This is a genomic window from Thermotoga profunda AZM34c06, assembly GCF_000828675.1.
GTDB classification, from domain to species: domain Bacteria; phylum Thermotogota; class Thermotogae; order Thermotogales; family DSM-5069; genus Pseudothermotoga_B; species Pseudothermotoga_B profunda.
Genome location: NZ_AP014510.1, coordinates 502,019 through 524,387, shown reverse-complemented (window position 1 = coordinate 524,387; position 22,369 = coordinate 502,019). Strand labels below are relative to the sequence as shown.

Annotated in this window: 20 protein-coding genes; 8 read left to right on the top strand and 12 right to left on the bottom strand. The window is 39.0% G+C overall.

Annotated elements, in window-relative coordinates; translation table 11 throughout:
- Positions 1–2 precede the first annotated feature (2 nt).
- The 7 genes from xylB to TSP02S_RS02435 form a co-directional block, all read right to left on the bottom strand.
- Positions 3–1,526: a xylulokinase gene (gene xylB, locus TSP02S_RS02465; RefSeq protein WP_041081622.1), complete on the bottom strand. Its 1,524-nt coding sequence runs from the start codon at positions 1,524–1,526 to the stop codon at positions 3–5.
- Positions 1,527–1,536: 10 nt separating this feature from the next.
- Entirely contained in the window at positions 1,537–2,457 is a 921-nt protein-coding gene (locus TSP02S_RS02460) for a ribokinase (protein ID WP_041081620.1), read from the bottom strand.
- Positions 2,450–3,103 (bottom strand): transaldolase family protein, encoded by a 654-nt coding sequence (locus TSP02S_RS02455; protein ID WP_041081618.1) that lies wholly within the window; start codon positions 3,101–3,103, stop codon positions 2,450–2,452. Before TSP02S_RS02455 ends, TSP02S_RS02460 begins: the two co-directional genes overlap by 8 nt.
- Positions 3,104–3,107: 4 nt before the next feature.
- Entirely contained in the window at positions 3,108–4,076 is a 969-nt protein-coding gene (locus tag TSP02S_RS02450; RefSeq protein ID WP_041081617.1) for an ABC transporter permease, read from the bottom strand.
- Complete coding sequence (locus tag TSP02S_RS02445) at positions 4,073–5,584, bottom strand: sugar ABC transporter ATP-binding protein (protein ID WP_041084035.1); 1,512 nt, start codon at positions 5,582–5,584, stop codon at positions 4,073–4,075. Before TSP02S_RS02445 ends, TSP02S_RS02450 begins: the two co-directional genes overlap by 4 nt.
- Before the next feature lie 3 nt (positions 5,585–5,587).
- Complete coding sequence (deoC, locus tag TSP02S_RS02440) at positions 5,588–6,286, bottom strand: deoxyribose-phosphate aldolase (RefSeq protein ID WP_041081615.1); 699 nt, start codon at positions 6,284–6,286, stop codon at positions 5,588–5,590.
- A 72-nt stretch (positions 6,287–6,358) separates the two neighbouring features.
- Positions 6,359–7,327 carry an ABC transporter substrate-binding protein gene (locus TSP02S_RS02435; RefSeq protein WP_041081613.1) on the bottom strand — a complete coding sequence of 323 codons (969 nt, stop codon included), beginning with the start codon at positions 7,325–7,327 and terminating at the stop codon, positions 6,359–6,361.
- Positions 7,328–7,624: 297 nt separating this feature from the next.
- Here TSP02S_RS02435 and TSP02S_RS02430 point away from each other — a divergent pair, with 297 nt between their 5' ends.
- Entirely contained in the window at positions 7,625–8,098 is a 474-nt protein-coding gene (locus TSP02S_RS02430) for a hypothetical protein (RefSeq protein ID WP_041081612.1), read from the top strand.
- 48 nt (positions 8,099–8,146) lie between these two features.
- Here the strand turns inward: TSP02S_RS02430 and arcC are convergent, their stop codons facing one another.
- The 5 genes from arcC to TSP02S_RS02405 form a co-directional block, all read right to left on the bottom strand.
- Positions 8,147–9,079 carry a carbamate kinase gene (gene arcC, locus TSP02S_RS02425; protein ID WP_041081610.1) on the bottom strand — a complete coding sequence of 311 codons (933 nt, stop codon included), beginning with the start codon at positions 9,077–9,079 and terminating at the stop codon, positions 8,147–8,149.
- Between the two features lie 67 nt (positions 9,080–9,146).
- Positions 9,147–9,389, bottom strand: coding sequence for a 30S ribosomal protein S18 (gene rpsR / locus TSP02S_RS02420; protein ID WP_041081608.1), 243 nt, complete (start codon positions 9,387–9,389; stop codon positions 9,147–9,149).
- 14 nt (positions 9,390–9,403) lie between these two features.
- A complete protein-coding gene (locus tag TSP02S_RS02415; protein WP_041081606.1) occupies positions 9,404–9,850 on the bottom strand; it encodes a single-stranded DNA-binding protein in 447 nt (148 codons plus the stop codon).
- Positions 9,851–9,852: 2 nt separating this feature from the next.
- Positions 9,853–10,197 carry a 30S ribosomal protein S6 gene (rpsF, locus tag TSP02S_RS02410; RefSeq protein ID WP_041081605.1) on the bottom strand — a complete coding sequence of 115 codons (345 nt, stop codon included), beginning with the start codon at positions 10,195–10,197 and terminating at the stop codon, positions 9,853–9,855.
- A gap of 120 nt (positions 10,198–10,317) precedes the next feature.
- Positions 10,318–11,247 (bottom strand): alpha/beta fold hydrolase, encoded by a 930-nt coding sequence (locus tag TSP02S_RS02405; protein ID WP_041081603.1) that lies wholly within the window; start codon positions 11,245–11,247, stop codon positions 10,318–10,320.
- A gap of 98 nt (positions 11,248–11,345) precedes the next feature.
- Between TSP02S_RS02405 and TSP02S_RS02400 the strand changes: the two genes are divergently transcribed.
- The 7 genes from TSP02S_RS02400 (at position 11,346) to TSP02S_RS02370 (ending at position 22,356) form a co-directional block, all read left to right on the top strand.
- Entirely contained in the window at positions 11,346–12,614 is a 1,269-nt protein-coding gene (locus tag TSP02S_RS02400; RefSeq protein WP_041081602.1) for a hypothetical protein, read from the top strand.
- 229 nt (positions 12,615–12,843) lie between these two features.
- Positions 12,844–17,646, top strand: coding sequence for an Ig-like domain-containing protein (locus TSP02S_RS02395; protein ID WP_041081600.1), 4,803 nt, complete (start codon positions 12,844–12,846; stop codon positions 17,644–17,646).
- Positions 17,647–17,749: 103 nt separating this feature from the next.
- On the top strand, positions 17,750–18,784 hold the full coding sequence (locus tag TSP02S_RS02390; RefSeq protein WP_144380705.1) for a D-alanine--D-alanine ligase family protein: 1,035 nt from the start codon (positions 17,750–17,752) through the stop codon (positions 18,782–18,784).
- A 17-nt stretch (positions 18,785–18,801) separates the two neighbouring features.
- The gene (locus TSP02S_RS02385; protein WP_041084033.1) at positions 18,802–19,173 is read left to right on the top strand and encodes a CoA-binding protein; all 372 of its coding nucleotides are present in this window, start codon (positions 18,802–18,804) and stop codon (positions 19,171–19,173) included.
- Between the two features lie 222 nt (positions 19,174–19,395).
- On the top strand, positions 19,396–20,343 hold the full coding sequence (locus tag TSP02S_RS02380; protein WP_171816305.1) for a tripartite tricarboxylate transporter substrate binding protein: 948 nt from the start codon (positions 19,396–19,398) through the stop codon (positions 20,341–20,343).
- Positions 20,344–20,395: 52 nt separating this feature from the next.
- A complete protein-coding gene (locus TSP02S_RS02375) occupies positions 20,396–21,913 on the top strand; it encodes a tripartite tricarboxylate transporter permease (protein ID WP_041081597.1) in 1,518 nt (505 codons plus the stop codon).
- Positions 21,910–22,356, top strand: coding sequence for a tripartite tricarboxylate transporter TctB family protein (locus tag TSP02S_RS02370; RefSeq protein WP_041081595.1), 447 nt, complete (start codon positions 21,910–21,912; stop codon positions 22,354–22,356). Before TSP02S_RS02375 ends, TSP02S_RS02370 begins: the two co-directional genes overlap by 4 nt.
- The last annotated feature ends 13 nt before the right edge of the window (positions 22,357–22,369 follow it).

Genomic DNA, 22,369 nt, shown 5'->3' with positions numbered 1-22,369 from the left:
ATTTAAGTGATTTTTGCAAGTGAGTCGAAAATCTCTTTCAATGCTTGGTATGATCTTTCAAAAATTTCGTAAAGTTTGTTGTACCTCTCACTGAAATCGGAACGTGGTTCTATTGTTTGAACATCTTTGACGAAATTTCTTGCGTCGTTGATATCAATCAAACCTGCCCCAAGACACCCACAGATAGCCGCCCCGACAGAAGTAGCTTCCCCAAGATATTCTGGCAGACTGACCGGTCTTTCAAATATATCTGCTATAATCTGTCTCCAATTTCTTCCCTTTGCTCCACCACCTATGAGTCTGATCTTACTAAAGTGAAAGCCCCCGATTTTTTCAAAAATATCGAGAATGATCTTCAGATTAAAAGTCACACCCTCAAGAACTGCTCTGAGCAACTCTGGTTTAGTGTGCGTCATAGAAAGTCCAATGAATGCACCTCTTGCATTGACATTCCAACGAGGGCTTCTCTCACCCAGTAAATAAGGGAGAAAAACCAACGGACTTGATCCTGGAGTCGTTTTGTCGATCAAGTCATCGAGTATGGCATATACATCTAATTTCAACTCGCTGGCCACTTTATTTTCAAGATCACAAAACGTATTCTTGGCCCATTGATAGGAACCTCCACCTGCTTGCATAGTACCGGTGGGACAATAGAGATCTGGTATAGGGTAGCAAAAATTGAACGTCCTTGCCTGTGGGTCAAAAAAAGGTTTGTCAGAACAGGTACTAATCCAACTTGATGAACCTAAGTATAAATAGGCCTCGTTCGAATCAAAAACACCTGCACCTATTGTAGCCGCTGGTCCATCACCTGCTCCACGCACGACCAACGTTTTATGCGAAAGACCTATTTCGGAGGCAACCTTTGGGAGAATATTACCAACTATTGATAAAGACGATGAAACATCTGGGAATTTATCGATATCTATTTGCAAAACCTGTATGAGTTCCTCGGACCATCTTTTTTCTTTTATATCAAAAACATCAGACATAGACGCATCAGAAAAATCTGTTCCAAAAACTCCGGTGAGTTTATAAATTATATAGTCTTTCGGAAAAAGAAACTTAAAAGTCTTTTTGTATATCTCTGGTTGATTGTCTTTGATCCAAGCGATCTTTGGACCAAAATAGGTGGGAGTAATCCTTGAACCTGTGGTCAAATAAATTTTCTCGTTTCCGATTTTCTCTAGCCTCGAAGCTTGTTCGACACTTCTTTGGTCAGCCCATATTATTGCACTTCTCAAAAGGTTACCATCTTTATCGATTGGCACCACACCCATCATCTGTCCACTAAAGCTGATAGCTTTTATCTCATCCTTATCGATTTTTGCCTTATCGAGAATTTCATGCGTGGTTATTTTGACAGATTGCCACCACTGATTCGGATCTTGTTCTACCCAATTTACATTTGGAAAATAAGTCTCATATGGATGAAAGGAACTTGCCACCAATTTGCCATCGTTTCTGAAAAGAGTTGCTTTATTTCCTGTCGTCCCAAGATCATATGCTAAAACATAGCTCACAGCCATCACCTCATCTTACCGTTTGCGCATGTCCAAAATGCTCTATCTCATCTTTTGTCGGCATCGAAGGAGAAGTGCCAACCCGAGTTGTCGAAATAGCGGCTCCAATACGTGCATAATCTATCGCTTCAGCCAGTGAAGCTCCTCTTGAATAATACGAGGCAAAAATCCCAACAAAGGCATCTCCTGCACCTGTCGAGTCAATTGTGTTTACACTCAAAGCTGGTATGATATCTTTGCTAACCTTAGAACAGAAAACGCCTTTTTCACCAAGAGTTATAATCACCGTATCAACCAGCATTTCAAGCTTTGAGGCTATCTTGAATAAACTGTCTGTTCCATCCAAGGACATTCCTGCCAATTGACTGGCTTCAATCTCGTTGGGGATTATGATATCCACATATTTGAGTAATTCCCCGTCAAAGTCTCTCACGGGAGCTGGATTAAGAATCGTGGTTGCACCTGCGGTTTTTGCAATCTTCATGGCTTGCAAGGTTGCATCCAAATTAGCCTCAAACTGTGCTACAAAGACATCACAATCTTTGAAAATTGCCGCATTTGCATGGATTTCCTCAACTGAAATGTCAGTACACGCACCTGGAACAACTGTTATGGCATTCTTTCCATTCTTATCAACCGTGATCAGCGCAACACCAGTTCCACGGTTGTTGGATCTGAGTAAATATGATCTATCCAACCCAAAATCCGTGAAAGCCCTTTCAGCAACAGAAGCAAACATATCGTATCCAATCTTAGTCATGAATACTACATCAGCACCAGCTTTCTTAGCAGCAACAGCTTGGTTGAATCCTTTCCCACCAGGTCCATATTTGAATACATTCGCAAATACCGTCTCACCAACCTGAGGAATATGAGGCGAAAAAGCCGTCAAATCTACTACAAAACTGCCGAATATCGCCACTTTATTCATTGTGTATCCTCCCATTAACTTTTGGCAATAACCTTTTGAAATCTTCTGAGAATCTCTTCACATCTTCTTCAACATATTCAGGAACCAAGGCAAACTTGTTAAATACATCAAATGGAATAGCTACCTCATCTGCACCAGATATGATGGCATCGATTACTTGTTCTGTCGACTTCAAACTTGCAACAACGAGTTTGGTATCTTCAGAATTTTCAATGATTTGTTTGAATTGTCTTATTCTTTCGTTTGGATCTATACCTCTTCGTTTTGCTCGATCATAGTAGAAAGCTACGTAATCAACACCAAAATTCAGTGCAAAGACAAGTTGTGATATCTCATAAACAGCCGTTGCACAGACTTTGAAACCTCTTTCTCTTAAAGGAGTGCATAGGTTATATTTTTCCACAACCCATGGTATCTTGATGACGAACTTTTTTGGGTCCAACTGCTCTAATATTTCTTCATCCAAATTTTCTACTTGAAAGAAAATTGTTGAAACATTCAAATTTGTCAGACGTCGAATCACATTCATGAGATCTTTACTAAAACTTTCTTTCAAAATAATTGAAGGATTCGTTGTGATACCTATACCTATTTTTTGTGCAAATAACAATGCTTCCTCACTACATCCATCTATATATATTTTCATCAGATCACCTTCGACCAGCTTTCACGTATTGATCAAAGAATACCGCAACCACTATGATCAATCCTATTGCCATTTGCATAATGAACGGATCTATACCCAGTAAATTTCCCCCATTTCTCAACGTTTGAATTAAAAGAGCTCCTATAACAGCTCCCAAAGCAGTCCCTATTCCTCCATTCAAACTTGCACCACCTATGACAACCGAAGCAATGGCATCCAATTCATAACCTTGGCCCGCCGTAGGAACACCAGCAGCCAATCTCGATGCCAACATGATTCCAGCTAAACCACTCAACAGCCCAGAGACTGCATATGCACCATAGTAATTGAGTCTCATATTTATACCTGACAATCGAGCAGCTTCTCTGTTACTTCCAAGTGCATATAAATTTCTCCCAAATCTCGTGTACTTCAACGCAAGTGCAACAACGAGTGCTGTCAACAACCACAGCCATACAAGTTTGGGAATATCTAAGATAGTCTCAGATGAAAAATTCACAAAACCACTTGGTATACCAGTTATCATTCTTCCAGAGGAAATGTACATCACCAATCCTCTCACAAAAGTCATAACACCGAGGGTCGCTATAAAAGGTGGAACTTTTAAATCGTAAATAGCTGCACCATTTGCAACACCAATCATGACAGAAACCATCAATGCAATTATTACCGCCGATGTGGAAGAAATTTGATAGCTGAGTCTCGAAGATGTCAACATTGCAAAAATCATCCCTGAGAGCCCAACAACGGCACCAACGGACAGATCTATACCACCAGTCACTATTACAAAAAGCATAGCCAATGCAACCACACCGTTTATCGACGTTTGTCTGAGAAGGTTCGTGATGTTTCCAAACGATAAAAATGTACCCTTTGTTGTGAATATCAACGATACGACCAATATTGCAAAAACTATCAATAGATTTTTCTCACCCAGAACTGTTCTTTTGCCTGCATTCGTTTTGTTCTTCACGCAACATCCTCCCTTTTCGCTGTGTATGTCATCGCAAGTGCTAATAAACGCTCTTCAGAGAATTCTTCACGAGATAACTCCCCCGCAACTTTTCCATTGGAAATCACCAAAACTCTGTCACAGATTCCTATTAATTCTGGAAGATATGAAGAAATAAAAATCACACTCTTACCTTGCTTCACGACTTCACCTATTAATCTATAAATCTCCGCCTTTGCCCCTACATCTATACCGTTTGTCGGCTCATCGAGTATCAAAATGTTCGCGAATCTGCTGAGCCATCTTGCTAATACAACTTTCTGCTGATTTCCACCGCTGAGTTGATATATAGTATGGTTAATACTTGGAGTCTTTATGGATAGTTTACTGACAAGATCTTTGGAGAGTTCTCTCGCTTTTCTGTGGTCTACAAGAAGGAGAAATTTACGAAGCAGATCACGATAATTCACAGCATTTATGTTGAATTCAACGCTTTGTGTGGGGAATATACCCTGTAATCGGCGATCCTCCGGAAGATATCCTATGCCAGAATTTATTGCATCCTTTGGAGTTTTTATGTTCGCCTTTTGTCCTTTTATGAAAACAGAACCTGAGAGGATCTTATCAGCGCCAAAGATTGCCCTTGCCACTTCTGTTCTACCAGCGCCAGCCAGTCCATAGAAACCTAATATCTCACCAGAATGAAGAGTGAAAGATACATCTTTAAACTTCAAGCCGGTCAATCCTTCGACTCTCAACAGCTCTTGACCTTTCTCAACATTCTGCTTGAAGTACATATCTTCAATCTTTCTCCCGACCATAAGTGGAATGAGATTCTCCACTTTTTCTATTTGTTCAACCTTGTAAGTACCCACCAATTTGCCATCTTTGAGTACTGTGACAGTATCGCAGATCTCAAAGACTTCTTCCAAATTGTGTGATATATAAATGACACCGACTCCTTTATCCTTTAACCTTTTTATCAATCCAAAGAGCAACTTTTTTTCATTATCAGTTAGAACTGCTGTTGGTTCATCAAAAATGACCAGCTTAGGATCACGAAGTAAGACTTTCGCAATTGTCACCATTTCCTTTTGCGCCAAACTCAGATTTTTAATATCTAAACGTACATCGACATCAAGTCCAATTTCATCTAAAAACTTTTTTGCTTCACTTCTCATCTTGCTCCAATTTATAATCCCAAAGCGACCTGGTTGCGAACCCAAGAAAAAATTCTCAGCTATACTTATGTCTGGCGCAGTCATCACATCTTGATAAACAGCAAAGATACCAAGTTTTATTGAAATTATCGGATCATTTCTTTTTATCTCCTTCCCTGCCAAATAAATTCTTCCAGAATCTTTCTCATACGCACCTGTGATTATTTTTATCAAAGTAGATTTTCCCGCACCGTTTTCTCCAACAAGTCCCCTGACTTCCCCGTTATTGACTGTCAAATTAACTCGATCCAAAGCCTGAACTCCTGGGAAAGATTTACTCACATCTTCTAATCTAAGCAATTCTTGCATCAATCACTTCCCCCTCTGTTTTGTATGAAATTCGTCTATGATCTGTGTGGCGGAACTACTGCCGAAAAGACTCACACCAGCTTTGAGAAAATCCTCAACTTGTTTCAAAGTTCTAATACCGCCAGACACTTTTATTTTCTTTTTATCGTCAACTACTGAACGAATTGTTTTTACATCATCCAATGTTGTACTCCTTGGTCCAAAACCCGTTCCTGTTTTTATGTAATCGACCTCTGGGCATTCCAAAATTATTTCACAAATCTTTTTGATTTCAACTTCTGATAGCATACATGTCTCTATTATCATCTTACAGATTCGATTATCATCTTTGTCTTTGATATACTGAGATATCGTATTTATCTCTTCTTTTACATAATTCCAATTTGCTGATTTGACGGCTGATATGTTTATAACTACATCGAAATCTGTGATTTTTTTGCTTAACGACATATAATAATCTATTTCTTTCAATTTCATTTCTACGGGACTATAACCAAAAGGAAAGTCGATACCAACAACAATCCTTATTTCAGTGTTGGCAGTTTCTTGAAGAACATACCTTAAACCATACCAAGGAACCGCTATACCCCTGACTTTGTATTGAATCGATCTATCGACAAATTCAGCTATTTCATTCCAAGTAACATCAGGTCTGAGTATAGTACTATCAAAGATCTTACTTATCTCAAAATTCTGCTTCAAAGGTCATTCTCCCTTTCTGCTTGATATAGTAAAGAGGGGGGATTAACCCCCCTTGATATGACACGGTGTTTCTCAATATCTCTTTCTCTTGAATGGATCAAGAGCCCATGTGAGGTTATCCATATTTTCCTTGGTCACCACATAGACTCCGGTATCGAAATAGAGTGGTAATGGTTCACCGTGAATAGCCATGAATGCAAACATGACACCTTTATAACCCATTCCGTGTGGATCTTGTACTATCAAAGCTTTGAGACTACCATTTCTGAGTGCTTCTACTTCCTGAGGATCTGAATCGTATGCAACGGCTATGATCTTATCCTGGAGTTTTCTTTCCTCAATTACTCTGGCAACTCCATCACCAGTGTGGTTGTTATCAGCAAATATAGCTACCAAGTCATTCCCATAAGCAGTTATCAAATCTTCGGTTGCAGCAGCTGCCTTTGCAATGTCATTATCTACATATCTCGTTGGAAGAATTTCAAGACCAGGAGCAAGTTCTTTGAGTTTAGCAACAAAACCATCGTCTCTGTCAATCAAAACTTGAACGCCAGCCATTGAACTGATGAGTCCTACTTTTCCCTTCAATGGTTTTCCTGCTTTTTTCAAAAGTTCGACAACTTTTTCTGCTGCAAGTCCTCCACCGACTTTGTTATTCGTTGCCAAGAAAGAGTTGTAACCAGTGTCGTAGACAAAATTGTCGATTAGAATTACTTTAATTCCCTGTTGATATGCTTTGTTCAAAGCTGGAGCAGTTGCCTGTGAACTTGTGGAAGAAATCACTATTGCATCTGGTTTCTTTCTGACAACATCTTCTACAATGGCAACTTGTTTGTCGATATCGGCCTCAGAAGGTGGTCCATAAACTGTTACCTTGACCAAGCCTTGCAGATCTTTTTCGGCGTTCTTTGCACCCACAATGGTGTACTGCCAGAAATCAGAGTCCGTTGCTTTGACGATAAATGCGATCTCGTAAGCTCCAAAAACTACTGTACCAAAAATCAGAACAAGACCAAGACAGAGCAATAACAACTTTTTCACAAAAACACCTCCCCGCGATATAGTAGTACATTGTAATGTTATAACATTTCAACTCATGCCCCAAAGACAAATCTTGTTGAATAATAACTAATAAGAACGATATTCTGGAAAAAAGCAAAGATATTTTGTTGAATTTTTACTCTCACTGATTATTACTTCGGCTATCTTTAGAAAACACAGATATTCACCAATAGTTAATTCTCCAAAGTGCGATGTTAACATTTGTACCAAATGAATATCTTCTAATGACTTTTTAATGAGTCCGTGTTTGTATAATTCATAAAGGGGGGATTTTTTATGAAAAAGCTGATATGGACCGTTTTAATTGTTTTGTGTTTCAGTACACTCGTTTTAGCAGAAACCCAACAGATTCCAGAGCCAATTGGAAGACCAAGTTTTGTAGTAAGTCCTCAAATTTTGATCTTTTCAACCAAAGAGATCAGAGAAAAATCAGTTTTTGTGTATAACACAAATGTCAGATCTGCCGCAAGCTGGACAGTCCAAAGTTCAAATTTCATTCGTGTGGACAGTGACCTACCAAATCCTCTTCCGGCTCTGTCAGGTGGATATCTAAAAGTATCGGTGAATTGGAGTCAAGTCGATGCAAACATAATCAGAGTTGAAAATCCAGATCTATTACACAAATTACTATCACAGATTCTTGGTACAGAGCTTCCATCAAAACCAATCGGATTTGGATTGATTTCTATTTCAGAAAAAATCGGTGCAGCAGTCTATGTTCACATCATAAAAGTTGTCATATTGAAATGAATAAAAGGGGCATGTGCCCCTTTGAACTTACCAAGAATTGGAACAACTTCACTTTATTCGTGTACCAGTTTTACCATTCAATGCTAACTCTAATTTTGCCATATCTGTTATAAAACATTCTCTACCTGTTGCTTTCACAAAATCTATTGCGGACTCTATCTTTGGTCCCATGCTCCCAGACGGGAACTGACCTTCTTTCAGGTATCTTTCTGCTTCATCAACGCTCAATTCACTCAAATCTTTTTGGTTTGGTTTTCCATAATTCAGTGCGACTTTCTCAACACCTGTCAATATTACAAACAAATCTGCATTGATTTCGATGGCAAGTAACGCGCTCGCCCTATCTTTATCTATCACAGCTTCTACACCTTTTAGAATACCGTCTTCTCTGATCACCGGTATTCCACCACCGCCGGCGGCAATTACTATCACGTCGTTTTTCAAAAGCACTTTTATTACTTCTTTCTCAACTATATCGAGGGGTTTTGGTGATGGAACGACCCTTCTATACCCTCTTCCTGCATCTTCTTTCATGATCCATCCTTTTTCTCTTGCGAGTCTTTCTGCTTGTTCCTTTGTATAAAATGGACCAACTGGTTTTGATGGATTTTCAAAAGCCTTATCATTTTTGTCAACGACGATTTGGGTGATGATACCAGCTATTTCACGTTCCTTATTTTTCTTTGCGAGATTGTTTCTGAGTGCTTGAGCTATCATATACCCAAGGCTTCCCTGAGTTTGAGCATCATTCACATCTATTGGGAAAGGAGGAATGACATCCTTCGCCATCTCTTGTTGAATTAAGATATTCCCAACTTGTGGTCCATTCCCATGGGTGATGACTACATCGTATTCTTCGAGCATGTCGACCAGATAACCCATCGCTTCTGTCAATGCCCTGAACATATTCTCTGCCGTTGGTCTTTCACCTGGTCTATTCACCGCATTGCCGCCAATGGCTACAACAGCAAGTTTTTTCATTCATCCCGACCTCCCTCAAAGAAACAAAAGAGGGACAGATGTCCCTCCAAATGTGCAAACAAAAGACTTACAGCTTTATGAATGGCAACAAAGCCATATGTCTTGCACGTTTTATTGCTACCTTAATCATTCTCTGGTGTTTTGCGCAGTTACCTGTAACTCTCTTTGGTATGATCTTACCTTTATCTGTGAGATACTCATTGAGTAAACGGATATCTTTGTAGTCCACATAACTAACCTTCATTTCGCAGAGTTTGCACTTTTTGATCTTTCTCTTTCTTCTCTTTTTCTGTTGCTGTTGCTGTGCCATCAATTCACACCTCCTCAAAATGGTGGTTCATCGGGATCGTGTTCGTCAATCTCATGCTCCTCTGGTTCAATGATCTCTTCTTCTTTTGGATAAAATGGCTCTTTTGGCATCAATTCTGGTTCTTCAGCAGCTTTCTTTTCCATGAATCTTATTTCTCTTGCCCAGATCTCAGCAGTTGTTCTATTTGTTCCATCCTTAGCCTGCCACTTTTGGAGCCTGAGTTCACCCTCTACTAAGATCAATTGTCCCTTCTTCAAATAAGTTTTTGCAAAATCTGCCAATTTGTTGAAAGCCACAATCCTTATGAAGTCAGTCGTTTGCTGATCATCAGAGACTTCCTGCCGAATCGGTCTGTTCACGGCAAGACTGAAATTCGCCACACTTCTGCCGGAGGTAGTGAATCTGATCTCTGGATCTCTGGTTATCCTTCCAATGAGGATTACCTTGTTGAAATATGACATACTCATTCCTTCTTTTCTTCAGGCTGAGCTTGTTCTTTCCTTTCCTTTTTCTCAAGATCTTCTCTTCTGAATGTCTGCCAGCGAAGAATTTGAGGCGTTACTCTGTAAAATTCTTCGAGTCTGTTCAGATCTGTCGAAGGGGCTTTGAACAACAGAACAGTATAATCTCCTTCTGTTTGATGGCTGATGGAATAAGCCAATTTTCTGATACCCCAGCGATTCACCGATTGAACAGTTCCCTTAACACGCTCTGCAATGATTGTTTTGACTTTTTCAACTAAAGCTTCTCTTTCCTCGTTTTTCAAACGAGGATCGATGATGAACATGGTCTCATAGATTCTTTCCATCACTTACCTCCTCCCTCGGTCTAACGGCCTTGCCTACCTCCGGCAAAGCGGGAGCACACAAAATTATACACAAACCGATGACGAATTTGGTTACAAAATCGTGAAACACAAAACTTTTCATCAGTTTGTTAATTGCCTGAGCAAACACTCGACAAACTCATTGGGACATTCTTGTTGAGGAACATGTCCACAGTCTTCAATGATACACAAAGTGGCATTTTTGAAACTATTGGCAAGTTCTTCACTTACTTTTAGTGGTATTACTCTATCTTGTCTTCCGTGTATCACAACAACTGGACAAGTGACTTTTTCAAATTGATCTTTCAGATCTTTATATTTTGTGGACTTTGCGAATTCCCATAATGCCTTTTTCCAACCAAGGATCTTGGTAGGCCTTGTGTATGCTTCCTTGTCTTGTTCGGTGATTTTTGATGGATCATAATATGCATCAGCAAGTGATTTTTCAAAAGAATTAGTTATTATTTTTCCGATCACATCTGGTCCGATGTGATTCACTTGAGGTATATTCATCAGGAATTTCACAAAATCATTCGTCCAATCTTCATTGAAAATAGCAGCATCAACTAAAACGAGTGCTTCAACTCTTTCAGGGTAAATCAAAGCAAAATTCAATGCAACAAAGCCACCTGCTGAATTTCCCACCAAGATTGCCTTTTTTATGTCAAAATGATCCATCAATTTTTTGAGTAACTCTACTTGGTATTCGTTTGTGTATGGATTGTATTTCAAATCAAAACGTCTTTCTGTGAGACCAAAACCCGGTCTGTCATAAGAAATCAATGTAAAATGTTCAGAAAGTTTTCCAACGACTTTTTCCCACGTATAAGTACTTGAACCAAAACCATGTAGAAGGATCATATATCTTTCATCTTGCCCATATTTCTTGTAATGAATCTCAAGTCCATCTATTTTTACAAATTGACTATCGGGATATGCCAATTCCCTGTGATTGAACTGACCATCTTCGTAAAAATAGAAAAACGGAGCAAAGAAAAGAATGATCAATATCGAAAACCATATTATGTTCAAAGAATATCCACCCGATAAAATTATATCAACATAAGAAAAAATGAGTTCTCAAGGAGTACCGTATTTGTACGATGAAATATAATGACAGAGGTGTTTTTATGAAAAAATGCGCGATCATACTATCTGTATTACTTTTTGCTTTGGTTTCTTGTCAACAAAGATCTGATATAAGTGTCTCTTTATCTGTTGATCCACCATCACCAACACCAGACAGCACGGTGACAATTCAATTGACTGCATCTTTTGATGTTGGTATAACCTTAGCCGCGATCAGTATAGATGGTAAGACCGTTCAGAGTGGAGATACACTCCCACTTCAATATTCATGGAAACCTTCTGAAGCAAAAGACTACATAGTCGAAGGCTATATCGAAAACATATTTGGACAAAAAAAGACCAAACAGACATCCATCACGGTTATCGACAAAACTGCACCAACCATAGGACAAATAAGAGTTATACCGACATTTCCCGAGATTGATTCAGCCATCTATCTATCCATTGTTGCACAAGATCCTGAAAGTAGGATCCTAAAAGCCACTGCAAAAGTAGGATCTGAATCAAAACAGGTTCAAACAATAGACAACCCAATAATTATTGAATTACCCATTCTAAGACAAGAGGGAGAGTATCCACTGGACATAGTCATTTCAAGTGGTGATTTTGCAAAAGTCGCAACATCAACCATGCTTACAGTGTATCCAAATGATCTATCCCCACCAACTATTGATATGAATTTTCAGAAAAGTTCATTCTCCACAGAAGAAAATGTCGTTTTGAATATAAAAATCGAAGATGATACAGAGATTTCTTCGGTTTTAGTAGAATGCGATGGAGCAGAAAAATACGTGAAGAGTTTTACCAAAACCAAATCTGCGGATTTGTCAGTTAACCTCGGAAAATTCGATTTAGGATTTCACTCTGTATCAGTGATTGTAAAAGACATACGTGGAAAATCGACAATTTCAAGTGGTGCTTTCGCCGTTGGAATAGGACCTGCTGATGTGAAATTACAGATCGATAACTCAAACCCAAGCCCTGCAGATCTGGTTGAATTGAGTGTACAAACAGATGAAACACTTGTAAAGCAAATAACCTTCTATGTAGATGGTACGATCATCTCACAAGGAACTGCATTTTCGTGTTGCTGGAAGGCAGTTTCTGGAAGACATGTTCTCTCAGTATCTCTTGAAACAACTGATGGAAGAATTGGTACAGACTGTATACAGATCGATGTACAAGATAACAAACCACCAAAGATCGATTCTTTCAAAATAGGAAACACACAGTTGAAAACCGATGATTTTATTAGTTTCTCAGCTGGCTATTATGGTATCGACTCACAATCAGTGATGATACAGCTGTAAAACAAGGTGGCACGATAACAGTTATAGTTTTCTCAGGGTCGTTCCCAAATATAAACCCAGTTGGAACGATAATCCTGGTTCAAGAAAGTGTTTCCGATGATCTCAAACAAGCCAGTTATGTCGGTGCGGCTTCTTTTACTCAAGGTAGATTTTATCTAATACCAAATGGTATAACGGATATCTATGAGAACCAACTCCCAAATCTATATTTCCCAGTTGAGGTGAAATAATGAAGAAGATAATTCCACTTTCGATTGTCTTGTTTTTAATCGTATCATGCGCAATGCTCGATAAAATACCACCTGTCCTTGAAGTATCACTTTCCAAAATCACTGATGTAGCTGGTGAGAATATCATTTTGAATATTTCAGCAACAGATCAAAGCGGAATAGATAGAATAGAAATTTATGCGAACGATAACATCATTCTCAAGACAACTCAGACCGGGCAGATATCTATTCCAGCTCCATATGGATCTTTCACACTCAGGGTAGTCGCATACGACAGGGCAGGAAATTCGTCATCCAAGGTAATTGGCTCTTTCAAAACCAAAGATCTCACAAAACCAAAGGTAGCGATTGACTACACTCCAAAGGGTGTTCAACCTGGCGAGATCGTTACTGCGATAGTTTCAGCTCAAGACAATGAAAGTGGAATCAGAGTTATGGGGTTGAAGATAAACAAAAAAGAAGTTCAGCTCACTAATAATAGATACACCTTTCAAGCGCAGGCAGGTACCTATGAATTAGAAGCCTATGCAATTGACAACGAAGGAAATGACAATGTTACAAAAATCACATTGAATGTCTCTACTGCAGGCGACACATCTGGTCCAGAGATTGATTTTCCCAACCTTCCAAAAAAAGCCAGACCTGGCACTAATGTCAATATAGCGATCACAGCAGTAGATGAAAGTGGTGTTTCAAAAATCATCTTTAACGATGGCAAAGAAACAGTTTATGTGCCAACCATGCCGGCTACACAACTTGTATGGAATATAGCGAGAAATGTCGGCACGACGAATCCATATAGTTTTACCGTTACTGCCTACGATTCAAGAAACAATTACGCAACAAAGACCGGCTCAATCGAAATCGGTATCAATCTACCCCCCTCTGTCTCAATAGAAGTAGACAACCCCACTCCAAAAGAAGGGGATAAAGTCAAAATATCAATCAATGCAAGTGATGATTCAAAAGTAACACAAGTTGTTCTGTACATAGACAATGTATCTGTTAGAACTTTTACACAGGAACCTTATATACATGAATGGACCGCGGTAAAAGGTATTCACAAAATAAAAGCTGTTGCAACAGATGATTCGAATGAATCAACCGAGGCTTTTTACAGTATCAACGTTGGTGTGATAGATACTGAAGCACCTATCATTTATTTCACATCACCATATGGAGTACCTGTGAATGAGGCTTATACATTCTATGTATTTGTAACGGACAACGTTCAAGTAAATGAGGTCACATTTACCTTCACAGGACCTGTACAGAAAGGACCAATCCTTGCTTCAACGATAGGTGGTGGCGTTTTCACTATTACCGAGACATTCACAACAAAGGGAAATTATGAGGTGATTGTTGTTGCAAAAGACAGTTCTGGAAATAGTTCTTCGCAAAAAGGACAGTTCCCCGTTGATGAAGCGTACATAGTAAAAGCTCCAAAGATAAAAGAATTTTCCTATTCACCTTCAGTGTTAAATCAAGGAGAGAAGGTTCATTTTAAAGTTGTCGCGCAAGATGATTTAAGTCTTAGTAGGTGCGATTTTTATGTAAATGGTATAAAGAGAAGTTCGATAAATCCATCTGTAAACATCTTTGAATGGGATTGGTCCGCTACCACGCTTGGTGTTCACGATATAAGAGTTGTTGTTATAGACACAGAAGGTTTTACTGCGGAAGCAACGGGCACCGTGACAGTGATTACAGAAAGACCCATTGCGAAAATCTTGCAACCAGAAGATGGTTTTAGAACACCATTCGCCGATAACATGGGCTTGTCACTGAACGCACAGGTTGTAGACACAAACAATCCATCAACTGCTTATTTTGATGTGAAGGGACCCGTGGATGAAAGAATACCCGTCACAGCCTCAGGTGATGGACCAATATACACCTTCAGTGCAAAATGGAAAGTTCAGACGTATGGTGAATACCAAATAGATTTCTATTACAAAAACGATATAAACCTATCAGATGCAACATCCGTCTCTGTGAACATACTGGACCTTGGTGTGACCTTTGAGCAACCATTACCAGGTCAACAGCACCAATGTGGATATGATTTGACTGTAAGGGCAAAGGTGAGTATATATCTCACAGAGGATGAAAAATTCGAAATATCATACAGTTCAAGAAAATTAGAACTTTCTGTGCCAAATCCAATCATCACAACTTCTATATATAACATCTATCAAACAACTATACCATCTACATTTTTCACCGAACCGGGTGATTATACATTAACCTTCTCTGGAAAAACCACAGCGAATGAAGAAGGTTTTGGAAAAACAACTGTTAATGTCATTGACAATCAGCCACCAGTTATAACACAAGCCAGAATCAGTTCACAAGATATCTTAGAGGGTGGTATCTATAACGTAGCAATGTCAAGTGTCCCTACAGTGACCATCACAGCAAGTGACAACAGGCAAGTAGCCAGTATACAGCTCCAAAAGAAAATATCTAATATTTACACAAATATATCCACTTCGAGCGGTAATACCCTCAATTACAATATACAGAACCTTGATCCTTTTGAAAATTACTTCAGGATCGTTGTAACAGATCTTGACGGCAACCAGACGATTCGAAATTTTGTAGTTTATGCATACGAACAGACGCCTCCAGAAATAAGTGGTTTTAGAGTTATGCAGCTGTATCCATCTGCTGATGTCTATGATATGTATGCACAGCTTTTGATTCAAATCAGAGGAAATCTAAACAACAACACACAATTCAAAGTCACAGATGAAACAGGTATAAAGGAAGTCAGAGTAAGGATCTTAGATGGCGAAACAAATGGGACCCTTTACGAACAACCAATTAAAAAACTCTATGAATATACTACAGGAAATATACCCAAAGAGCTTTTTATAAATAACCAAGATATTCCGATGTATACTCCTTCACAAGTTGGAACTTACAAAATAAATCTTGAAGCCGTTGATGTTTTTAACAACATAACACTCATAGCACAACAAGAAATTACTGTTGAAGATCTCACACCACCAATCGTTAACCTCGACATACCAGCTGGTAAATATTATGGAACAAACAACGACGGCAGGAAAATAATCAGAACCTTCACCGATGTCAAAGTGAGTTTTTTAGATAATACCGAACCAATTCACAAAATCGAGCTGTGGATAATCGACTCAACAGGTAGAACAGAAAAGATCGGTGAAAAATCAGATCTCGCAACCAACAGTTGGACATTTGAAAACATAACTTTGGGAATTTACTCCGATGGTGTTGCAAAATTCAGAGCAATTGCAACAACGACAAGCGGTGCAGCTGGTGAAGGTGAACTCGCAGTAGTAATAGATAACAAAACAAATCCAGTTGTGACTGTACAACTTCCACCGGCTTTGACATTTGGCTCAAGACAAGTCTATAGAGGTTTACTAAGTGTCACAGCACAAATAACAAACACAGATGTACCTTATGACGTACAGAAGGTAGAATTATATGTCGACGGCACAAAGAAAAGTGAAATTAGATCGCCTGTTCAAGAAAATGGTGAATTGAAATTTCAATTCTCGTTAGAAACCACATCGTACACCAACGGGAACCACACTATCGCTCTGAAAGTTTATGACCACGCTGAAAATAGCTCTCAACTAACAGATTCCAGATGTTTTGCAAACGTGATATTCGACAACAGTGCACCTGTTTTACTCAGCGATAGTGGTAGAATCTACACAAATCGACCTGATATAACCTTGCAAGTAGATGAAAGTTATGGAATTCGAGAAACATTTTTGATAATTGAAAGTAGTGCAATAAATCCACAACCTGGTACTTTGACCTTTGTGCATGGTTTGTCTGAAAATACTTCAAAACCATTTTCTTTATACATTAAAGACACAGCAGGTAATATCGCAAATTACTCGGGAACCCTTTACTACGATACACAAAAACCCGTCATAACAATAGAAAATGTCGAGCCAACAGATATAGCATCTGAAACAGGTGCAATATTCACTCTGAACTTCCTGGATAACTTGACCAGTGTCTCAACACTGAATATTTACGAAAACAGCACACTTAAAGAATCACTCAGTTTGTCTTGGAATCAGACAAACAAAACATGGACATACGTCCCACCAATAAACTACGAAGGACAAAAGACCTTTAAATTTGAAATTTATGATAGAGCCGGGAATTTGAGTGATCCAAAGCAACGGACAATCGACATAGACACCCTTGCAGCGAGGATTAACTCGTTCAACTGCGATATCACTAAATACATAGATGGAATCTATTACACAAATTCAGGTACATCAAATGTCACATGGTCTGTCACCGATGGTTATTTTGACAAAGTCACTCTTGAAAAAGGTCAAGCCATACTGATATCTGATGGATCACAAGATGGCGACCATGAGGTGGGATTAGATCTTGGATTGAATGTCGTTAAACTTACTGCATATGATCGAGTTAAACACAAAACAGAACAGACAATTAGAATCATTCGTGACAATCAAGAGCCGCAGATAAGTAATGTCAAAATAGCGAACATCGATGTAACAGAAAATGCCACTACGACAATTACTGGAACTGGGAATAAAACCTTGACCTTCTCGGTGAGCGAATTATATATTGATTGGAATGAATCTTCGATTTATGTCAATGATACAAAAGTTTACTCAGGCAACGACTGGAATAAAACCGGTACCAATCCAAATTACAATATCACAACTTTATTGAATATATCGAGTAATACAAAAATAGATATCATTTTGAAGGATTACGCAGGTAATGAAAGAAGGTTCACCTTCTATGTTGAGGTTCAGTAATAAAAGTCAAGCTCAGACATGAGGGGCAGACAACTGCCCCTTTTTGTTAACAAAAAATCAATTGAACAGAACATTTTTGAAATGATTTTTGATAAGAGAAAGCGTGATAATCAATTTGACAAAAACCATGGAGGTGGTTTTTACGAAGGTGGGGTTAGCCTATAACTTACCAAGAGGAACAAGACCAGATGTTGAAGATTGGGAAGCAGAGTACGACAGTATGGAAGTCGTTATGGACATCAAAAAATCTATTGAAAATGGAGGGCACGAAGTCGTTCTAATGGAAGCTGTGCCCGAAAAATTTATTCCCATCCTTACTTCCGAAAAGATTGACATTGTGTACAATTTTGCAGAAGGAACTTTCAGTAGAGCGAGAGAAGCTCAAGTTCCTGCGATCCTTTCTTTCTACAACATTCCTTACACTGGTTCAGATGCCACGACACTTGCTGTTTGTCTTGACAAAGCACTCACAAAACAGGTTCTTTTAACAAAAGACGTCAAGACCCCACGATTCCAAGTGATTCGTTCTGTGGAAGAAAAACTCAGAAAGAATATGAGATTCCCATTGATATTGAAACTCAATGCCGAAGGCTCTTCAAAAGGTATCTCCGAGACAGGGCTTGTGCATAATTATGAAGAATACAAAAAAGAAATCGAAAGATTGTTCTCTATTTACGATGAACCAGTTTTAGTAGAAGAATTCATTAAGGGGAGAGAATTCACCATAGGTGTCTTGCAAGAAGGTAACAAATACCGTGTTTTACCCATAATGGAAATTCACTTCAAGCACGGAAAAGAATTCTACAGCTATAAGGTCAAGAAAAATTCAGATTATTACGTGGAATACACCTGCCCAGCGCAGATCGATTCCGTACTGGAAAGAAAATTGAAAAACATGGCAGTAAAGATCTGCAAAACCTTAGAGATTAAAGATGTAGCAAGGATGGATTTGAGAGTTTCTCAAGAAGACGGTAATCCGTACTTTTTAGAGATCAATCCACTTCCAGGTATGGCAAAGGGATTTTCTGATCTGCCAAGGATAGCTGAAATCGCAGGATTTGCATACGAAGATTTAGTACTTCACATCCTTGATAATGCAATGCAAAGAAATGGTTTGATCGAACGTGCCCTTGTGTGATTTGGGGGTGATATATGGTGAACCCCAGAGACTTTAAAAAAATTGCAATTGTTGGTGCGAGTGAAAGTGAACAAAAATACGGCAACAAAATCTTAAAAGACCTTCTTAGCAAAGGTTTTGAGGTTTTTCCTGTGAATCCCAAAGGTATTACGATCGAAGGTATCAAGAGCTTTAGAACGCTTGAGGAATTACCAAAAGATGTAGAACTTCTTGTCTTTGTGATACCACCAGAAAAGGGATTAGAAGAAGTACAAAAGGCTGTTTCAATTGGTTACAAAAGATTTTGGTTTCAACCAGGAGCAGGTTCGAAAGAAATCGAAAGCTTTCTAAGGAGTTCGAATTCAGAATATTCCATAGGAAAGTGTATAATGATCGAAACCAGTTTTTAACCCCGCTTTTAGCGGGGTTAAATTTTTCCCATTGGTGAAAAAAGTTGCCAGAGCTAACAATAACGAAAAAGAAAAAGAAAAACAGAGAAATAAAACCCTTCAAAGCTCTCACCTTTTTGAACTGTTGAATTTGGACTACAATTATCTGTTTTAGTACTTGTGAATCTTCTTACATCTAATTTAAACTATTGATATATCCAAAACTTAGGGAGGGTGATGTTTGTGAAGAAAGCTGTTTTATTGATGTGCTTAACCATTTTTGTGTTCTCAACATTCTTTGCAGCGAATTTCCCAACAAAACCTATTACTTACGTCGTTTGCTTTGATCCAGGTGGAGAATCAGATATCACAGCGAGGATCCAGCAGCCATACCTTGAAAAAATCTTAGGAGTACCAATTGTAATAACCTACAAAGCTGGTGGTGGTGGAGCAACAGGCTGGTCTGAACTTGTCAATCGTGCCACACCCGATGGATACTCTATCTATGGAACTAATCTTCCACACATCATACTCCAACCAATTCAAGGTGGTGTGCCTTATAAAACAGAACAGATCGAGAACATATATTTCTTCCAGACAACACCTTGTACACTGGTGGTACCAATTGACAGCCCCATCAAAACATTCGAAGATTTTGTGAAATACGCCAGCGGTAAGAAATCTGTTCTAATAGGTGGTAGTGGTCAGCCATCTGCCAATAGTTTTGCCACATTAAGACTTGCAAAGGTTGCGAAACTCAATCTCACTTATGTCCCATTCACTGGAACTGGAACAGCCGTTCCGGCTCTACTCGGTGGCAATGTCGATGCCTTGATGACCTACTCAACTGTTTCTGTTCAGTATAAAGATAAACTCAGAACAATTGCAATTGCAACAGAACAAAGAGTCCCATTCTTGCCAGATGTTCCAACCTTCAGAGAATTGGGTTACGACGTAGTTGAAAAGGCATTCCGTGGTGTGGCAGTACCCCCAGGAACACCAGCAGAAATAAAGAGAATACTCGAGGCAGCTTTTGCAGAGGTCAACAAAAACCCGGAAGTGAGAGCAAAGATGGAAGAAATAGGCTTTGTGATGGAAGACTACAATGAAGAACAATCAAAAGAACTCGTTGCAAGATTGATTCCGTATTATAAAGAACTCTGGGACGAAACGCAAAAAATGGGTAAATGATTCCTTCCCGCGCTACCTGGCGCGGGATTTTCGAAAGGGGGAAATCAATTAGATGGCGAGTTTTCAGTATCTACTAAGCGCTATTCCACAGATTCTCACAGCGAAAATTCTCTTTTTGATGATAGGTGGCGTTGGTATAGGATTGGTAATAGGTGCACTTCCAGGTATGAGTGCAACCATGGGAGTTGCCTTGTTTTTACCCTTAACCTACTGGATGACACCTTCCGAAAGTTTGGTTTTCCTTGGTTCGCTTTACATGGCCGCGATATATGGAGGAAGTTTTTCAGCTATCCTTCTCAGGACACCTGGTACGCCTTCGAATATCGGAACAACCTTTGATGGCTATCCTATGGCAAAACAAGGTAAAGGTTGGCAGGCAATCTTGATAGCCACCTATTCATCTTTGTATGGTGGACTATTCGGTATGATTTGTTTTTTAATCTTTGCCCCTATGCTTGCCCGAATCGCTTTGAGATTTGGCCCGCCTGAATATTTCTGGCTTGGTATCTTTGGATTAACGGTTATATCATCTCTATCACGTGGAAATACACTGAAAGGTTTCATCGGTGGGTTCATAGGAATGATGATAAGCTTTGTTGGAGTTGCACCGATTGGAGGAAACGTCAGATTTACATTTGGATCTTCACATTTGATTTCAGGTTTTGGTTTAATACCTGCACTTGTGGGATTGTTCTGTATTCCTGAAGTTATAAACATGGTAATTCAGAGAGGACAAAAACAACTTTTTATAGAAGCAAAGGTAGAAAAAGGCACCGCTCTAAGGATTTTCGTAGAAGTTATGAAAAAACAATTAGATCTCATCAGAGCGTCAATCATTGGCTTTATAATAGGCGTATTACCTGGTGCGGGTGGAAATATTGCAAATTTGGTTTCTTATAGTGAGGCAATGAGAGCATCAAAGCACCCAGAAAAATTTGGGACAGGTGTAGCAGAAGGTGTTATAGCTACAGAGACTTCGAACAACGCAACCGTAGGAGGAGGATTTGTTCCACTCATGACACTGGGTGTACCTGGCACGCCTGTTGATGCGATTTTGTACGGTGCTCTTTTGATACAAGGTTTGAGACCAGGTGCAGAACTTTTCACAACACGTGCCGATGTTGTCTACACTTTCATAGTTGGTGTTATAGCTGCTACATTAATTATGGTACCAATCGGTCTACTCTTTGGCAAGGGTATGACAAAGGTCGTTTATAAAATCCCAATACACGTACTTGTTCCTGTGATCTTACTGCTCACGATGATAGGTTCATATTGTGTACAAAATAATATCAGTGATGTTTATACAATGCTCATTTTAGGTGTGCTTGGTTATATTCTAAGAAGATTTGGTTTTGAAGCTGGGCCAATAACACTTGGACTCATCTTAGGTCCTATTGCTGAAACAGGCTTTACTCAAGGTTTACTCATGGGAAGAAAACTCGATTATCCATGGACAGTATTCTTTATTCGCCCAATTTCCTGGGTTTTAATCGTATTGTCTGTATTGTTCCTGCTGTGGCCTTTGATCAGAAAACAAAGTCCATCAGTGGGGGGAGTTAAGCAATGAGATCGAATATAATTTTAAGCGCCATATTCATTCTGCTTGCTTTAGTATTTCTTTATCAATCAAAGGATTTAAATTACTTATCGGCGATCTTTCCGCAGATCATCTCAATTCTGTTGATAGCCCTTTGCGTGGCATTGATCGTGGTATCTACCAGAAAAAAAACTCAAGAGAAAACAGAGAAAATAGAAAAAAAGGACTTTTTATACATATTCATCGTCATTGCATTGTCTTTTGTCTGGATATACCTGATGGATTGGGTCTTTGGTTTTGTTGTGGGAAGCATCATTTTCATGACGATCATATCGTTGATAGTCGGTGGAAAAAATATGAAATTTGGACAACTTGTAGGTAATATAATAGCCTTTAGTGCTATAACACTTGCATTTTGGTATTTACTTGCAAAACTTTTAGTTGTTCCACTTCCAAGAGGTCTATTTTTCTAATTTCAAATAGGAG

Bases quoted from the DNA above. Each gene is read 5' to 3' on its own strand.
- TSP02S_RS02460 (WP_041081620.1), bottom strand. From the start codon at position 2,457: ATGAATAAAGTGGCGATATTCGGCAGTTTTGTAGTAGATTTGACGGCT.
- TSP02S_RS02455 (WP_041081618.1), bottom strand. From the start codon at position 3,103: ATGAAAATATATATAGATGGATGTAGTGAGGAAGCATTGTTATTTGCA.
- TSP02S_RS02445 (WP_041084035.1), bottom strand. From the start codon at position 5,584: ATGCAAGAATTGCTTAGATTAGAAGATGTGAGTAAATCTTTCCCAGGA.
- TSP02S_RS02430 (WP_041081612.1), top strand. From the start codon at position 7,625: ATGAAAAAGCTGATATGGACCGTTTTAATTGTTTTGTGTTTCAGTACA.
- arcC (WP_041081610.1), bottom strand. From the start codon at position 9,079: ATGAAAAAACTTGCTGTTGTAGCCATTGGCGGCAATGCGGTGAATAGA.
- rpsR (WP_041081608.1), bottom strand. From the start codon at position 9,389: ATGGCACAGCAACAGCAACAGAAAAAGAGAAGAAAGAGAAAGATCAAA.
- TSP02S_RS02415 (WP_041081606.1), bottom strand. From the start codon at position 9,850: ATGTCATATTTCAACAAGGTAATCCTCATTGGAAGGATAACCAGAGAT.
- rpsF (WP_041081605.1), bottom strand. From the start codon at position 10,197: ATGGAAAGAATCTATGAGACCATGTTCATCATCGATCCTCGTTTGAAA.
- TSP02S_RS02400 (WP_041081602.1), top strand. From the start codon at position 11,346: ATGAAAAAATGCGCGATCATACTATCTGTATTACTTTTTGCTTTGGTT.
- TSP02S_RS02395 (WP_041081600.1), top strand. From the start codon at position 12,844: ATGAAGAAGATAATTCCACTTTCGATTGTCTTGTTTTTAATCGTATCA.
- TSP02S_RS02375 (WP_041081597.1), top strand. From the start codon at position 20,396: ATGGCGAGTTTTCAGTATCTACTAAGCGCTATTCCACAGATTCTCACA.
- TSP02S_RS02370 (WP_041081595.1), top strand. From the start codon at position 21,910: ATGAGATCGAATATAATTTTAAGCGCCATATTCATTCTGCTTGCTTTA.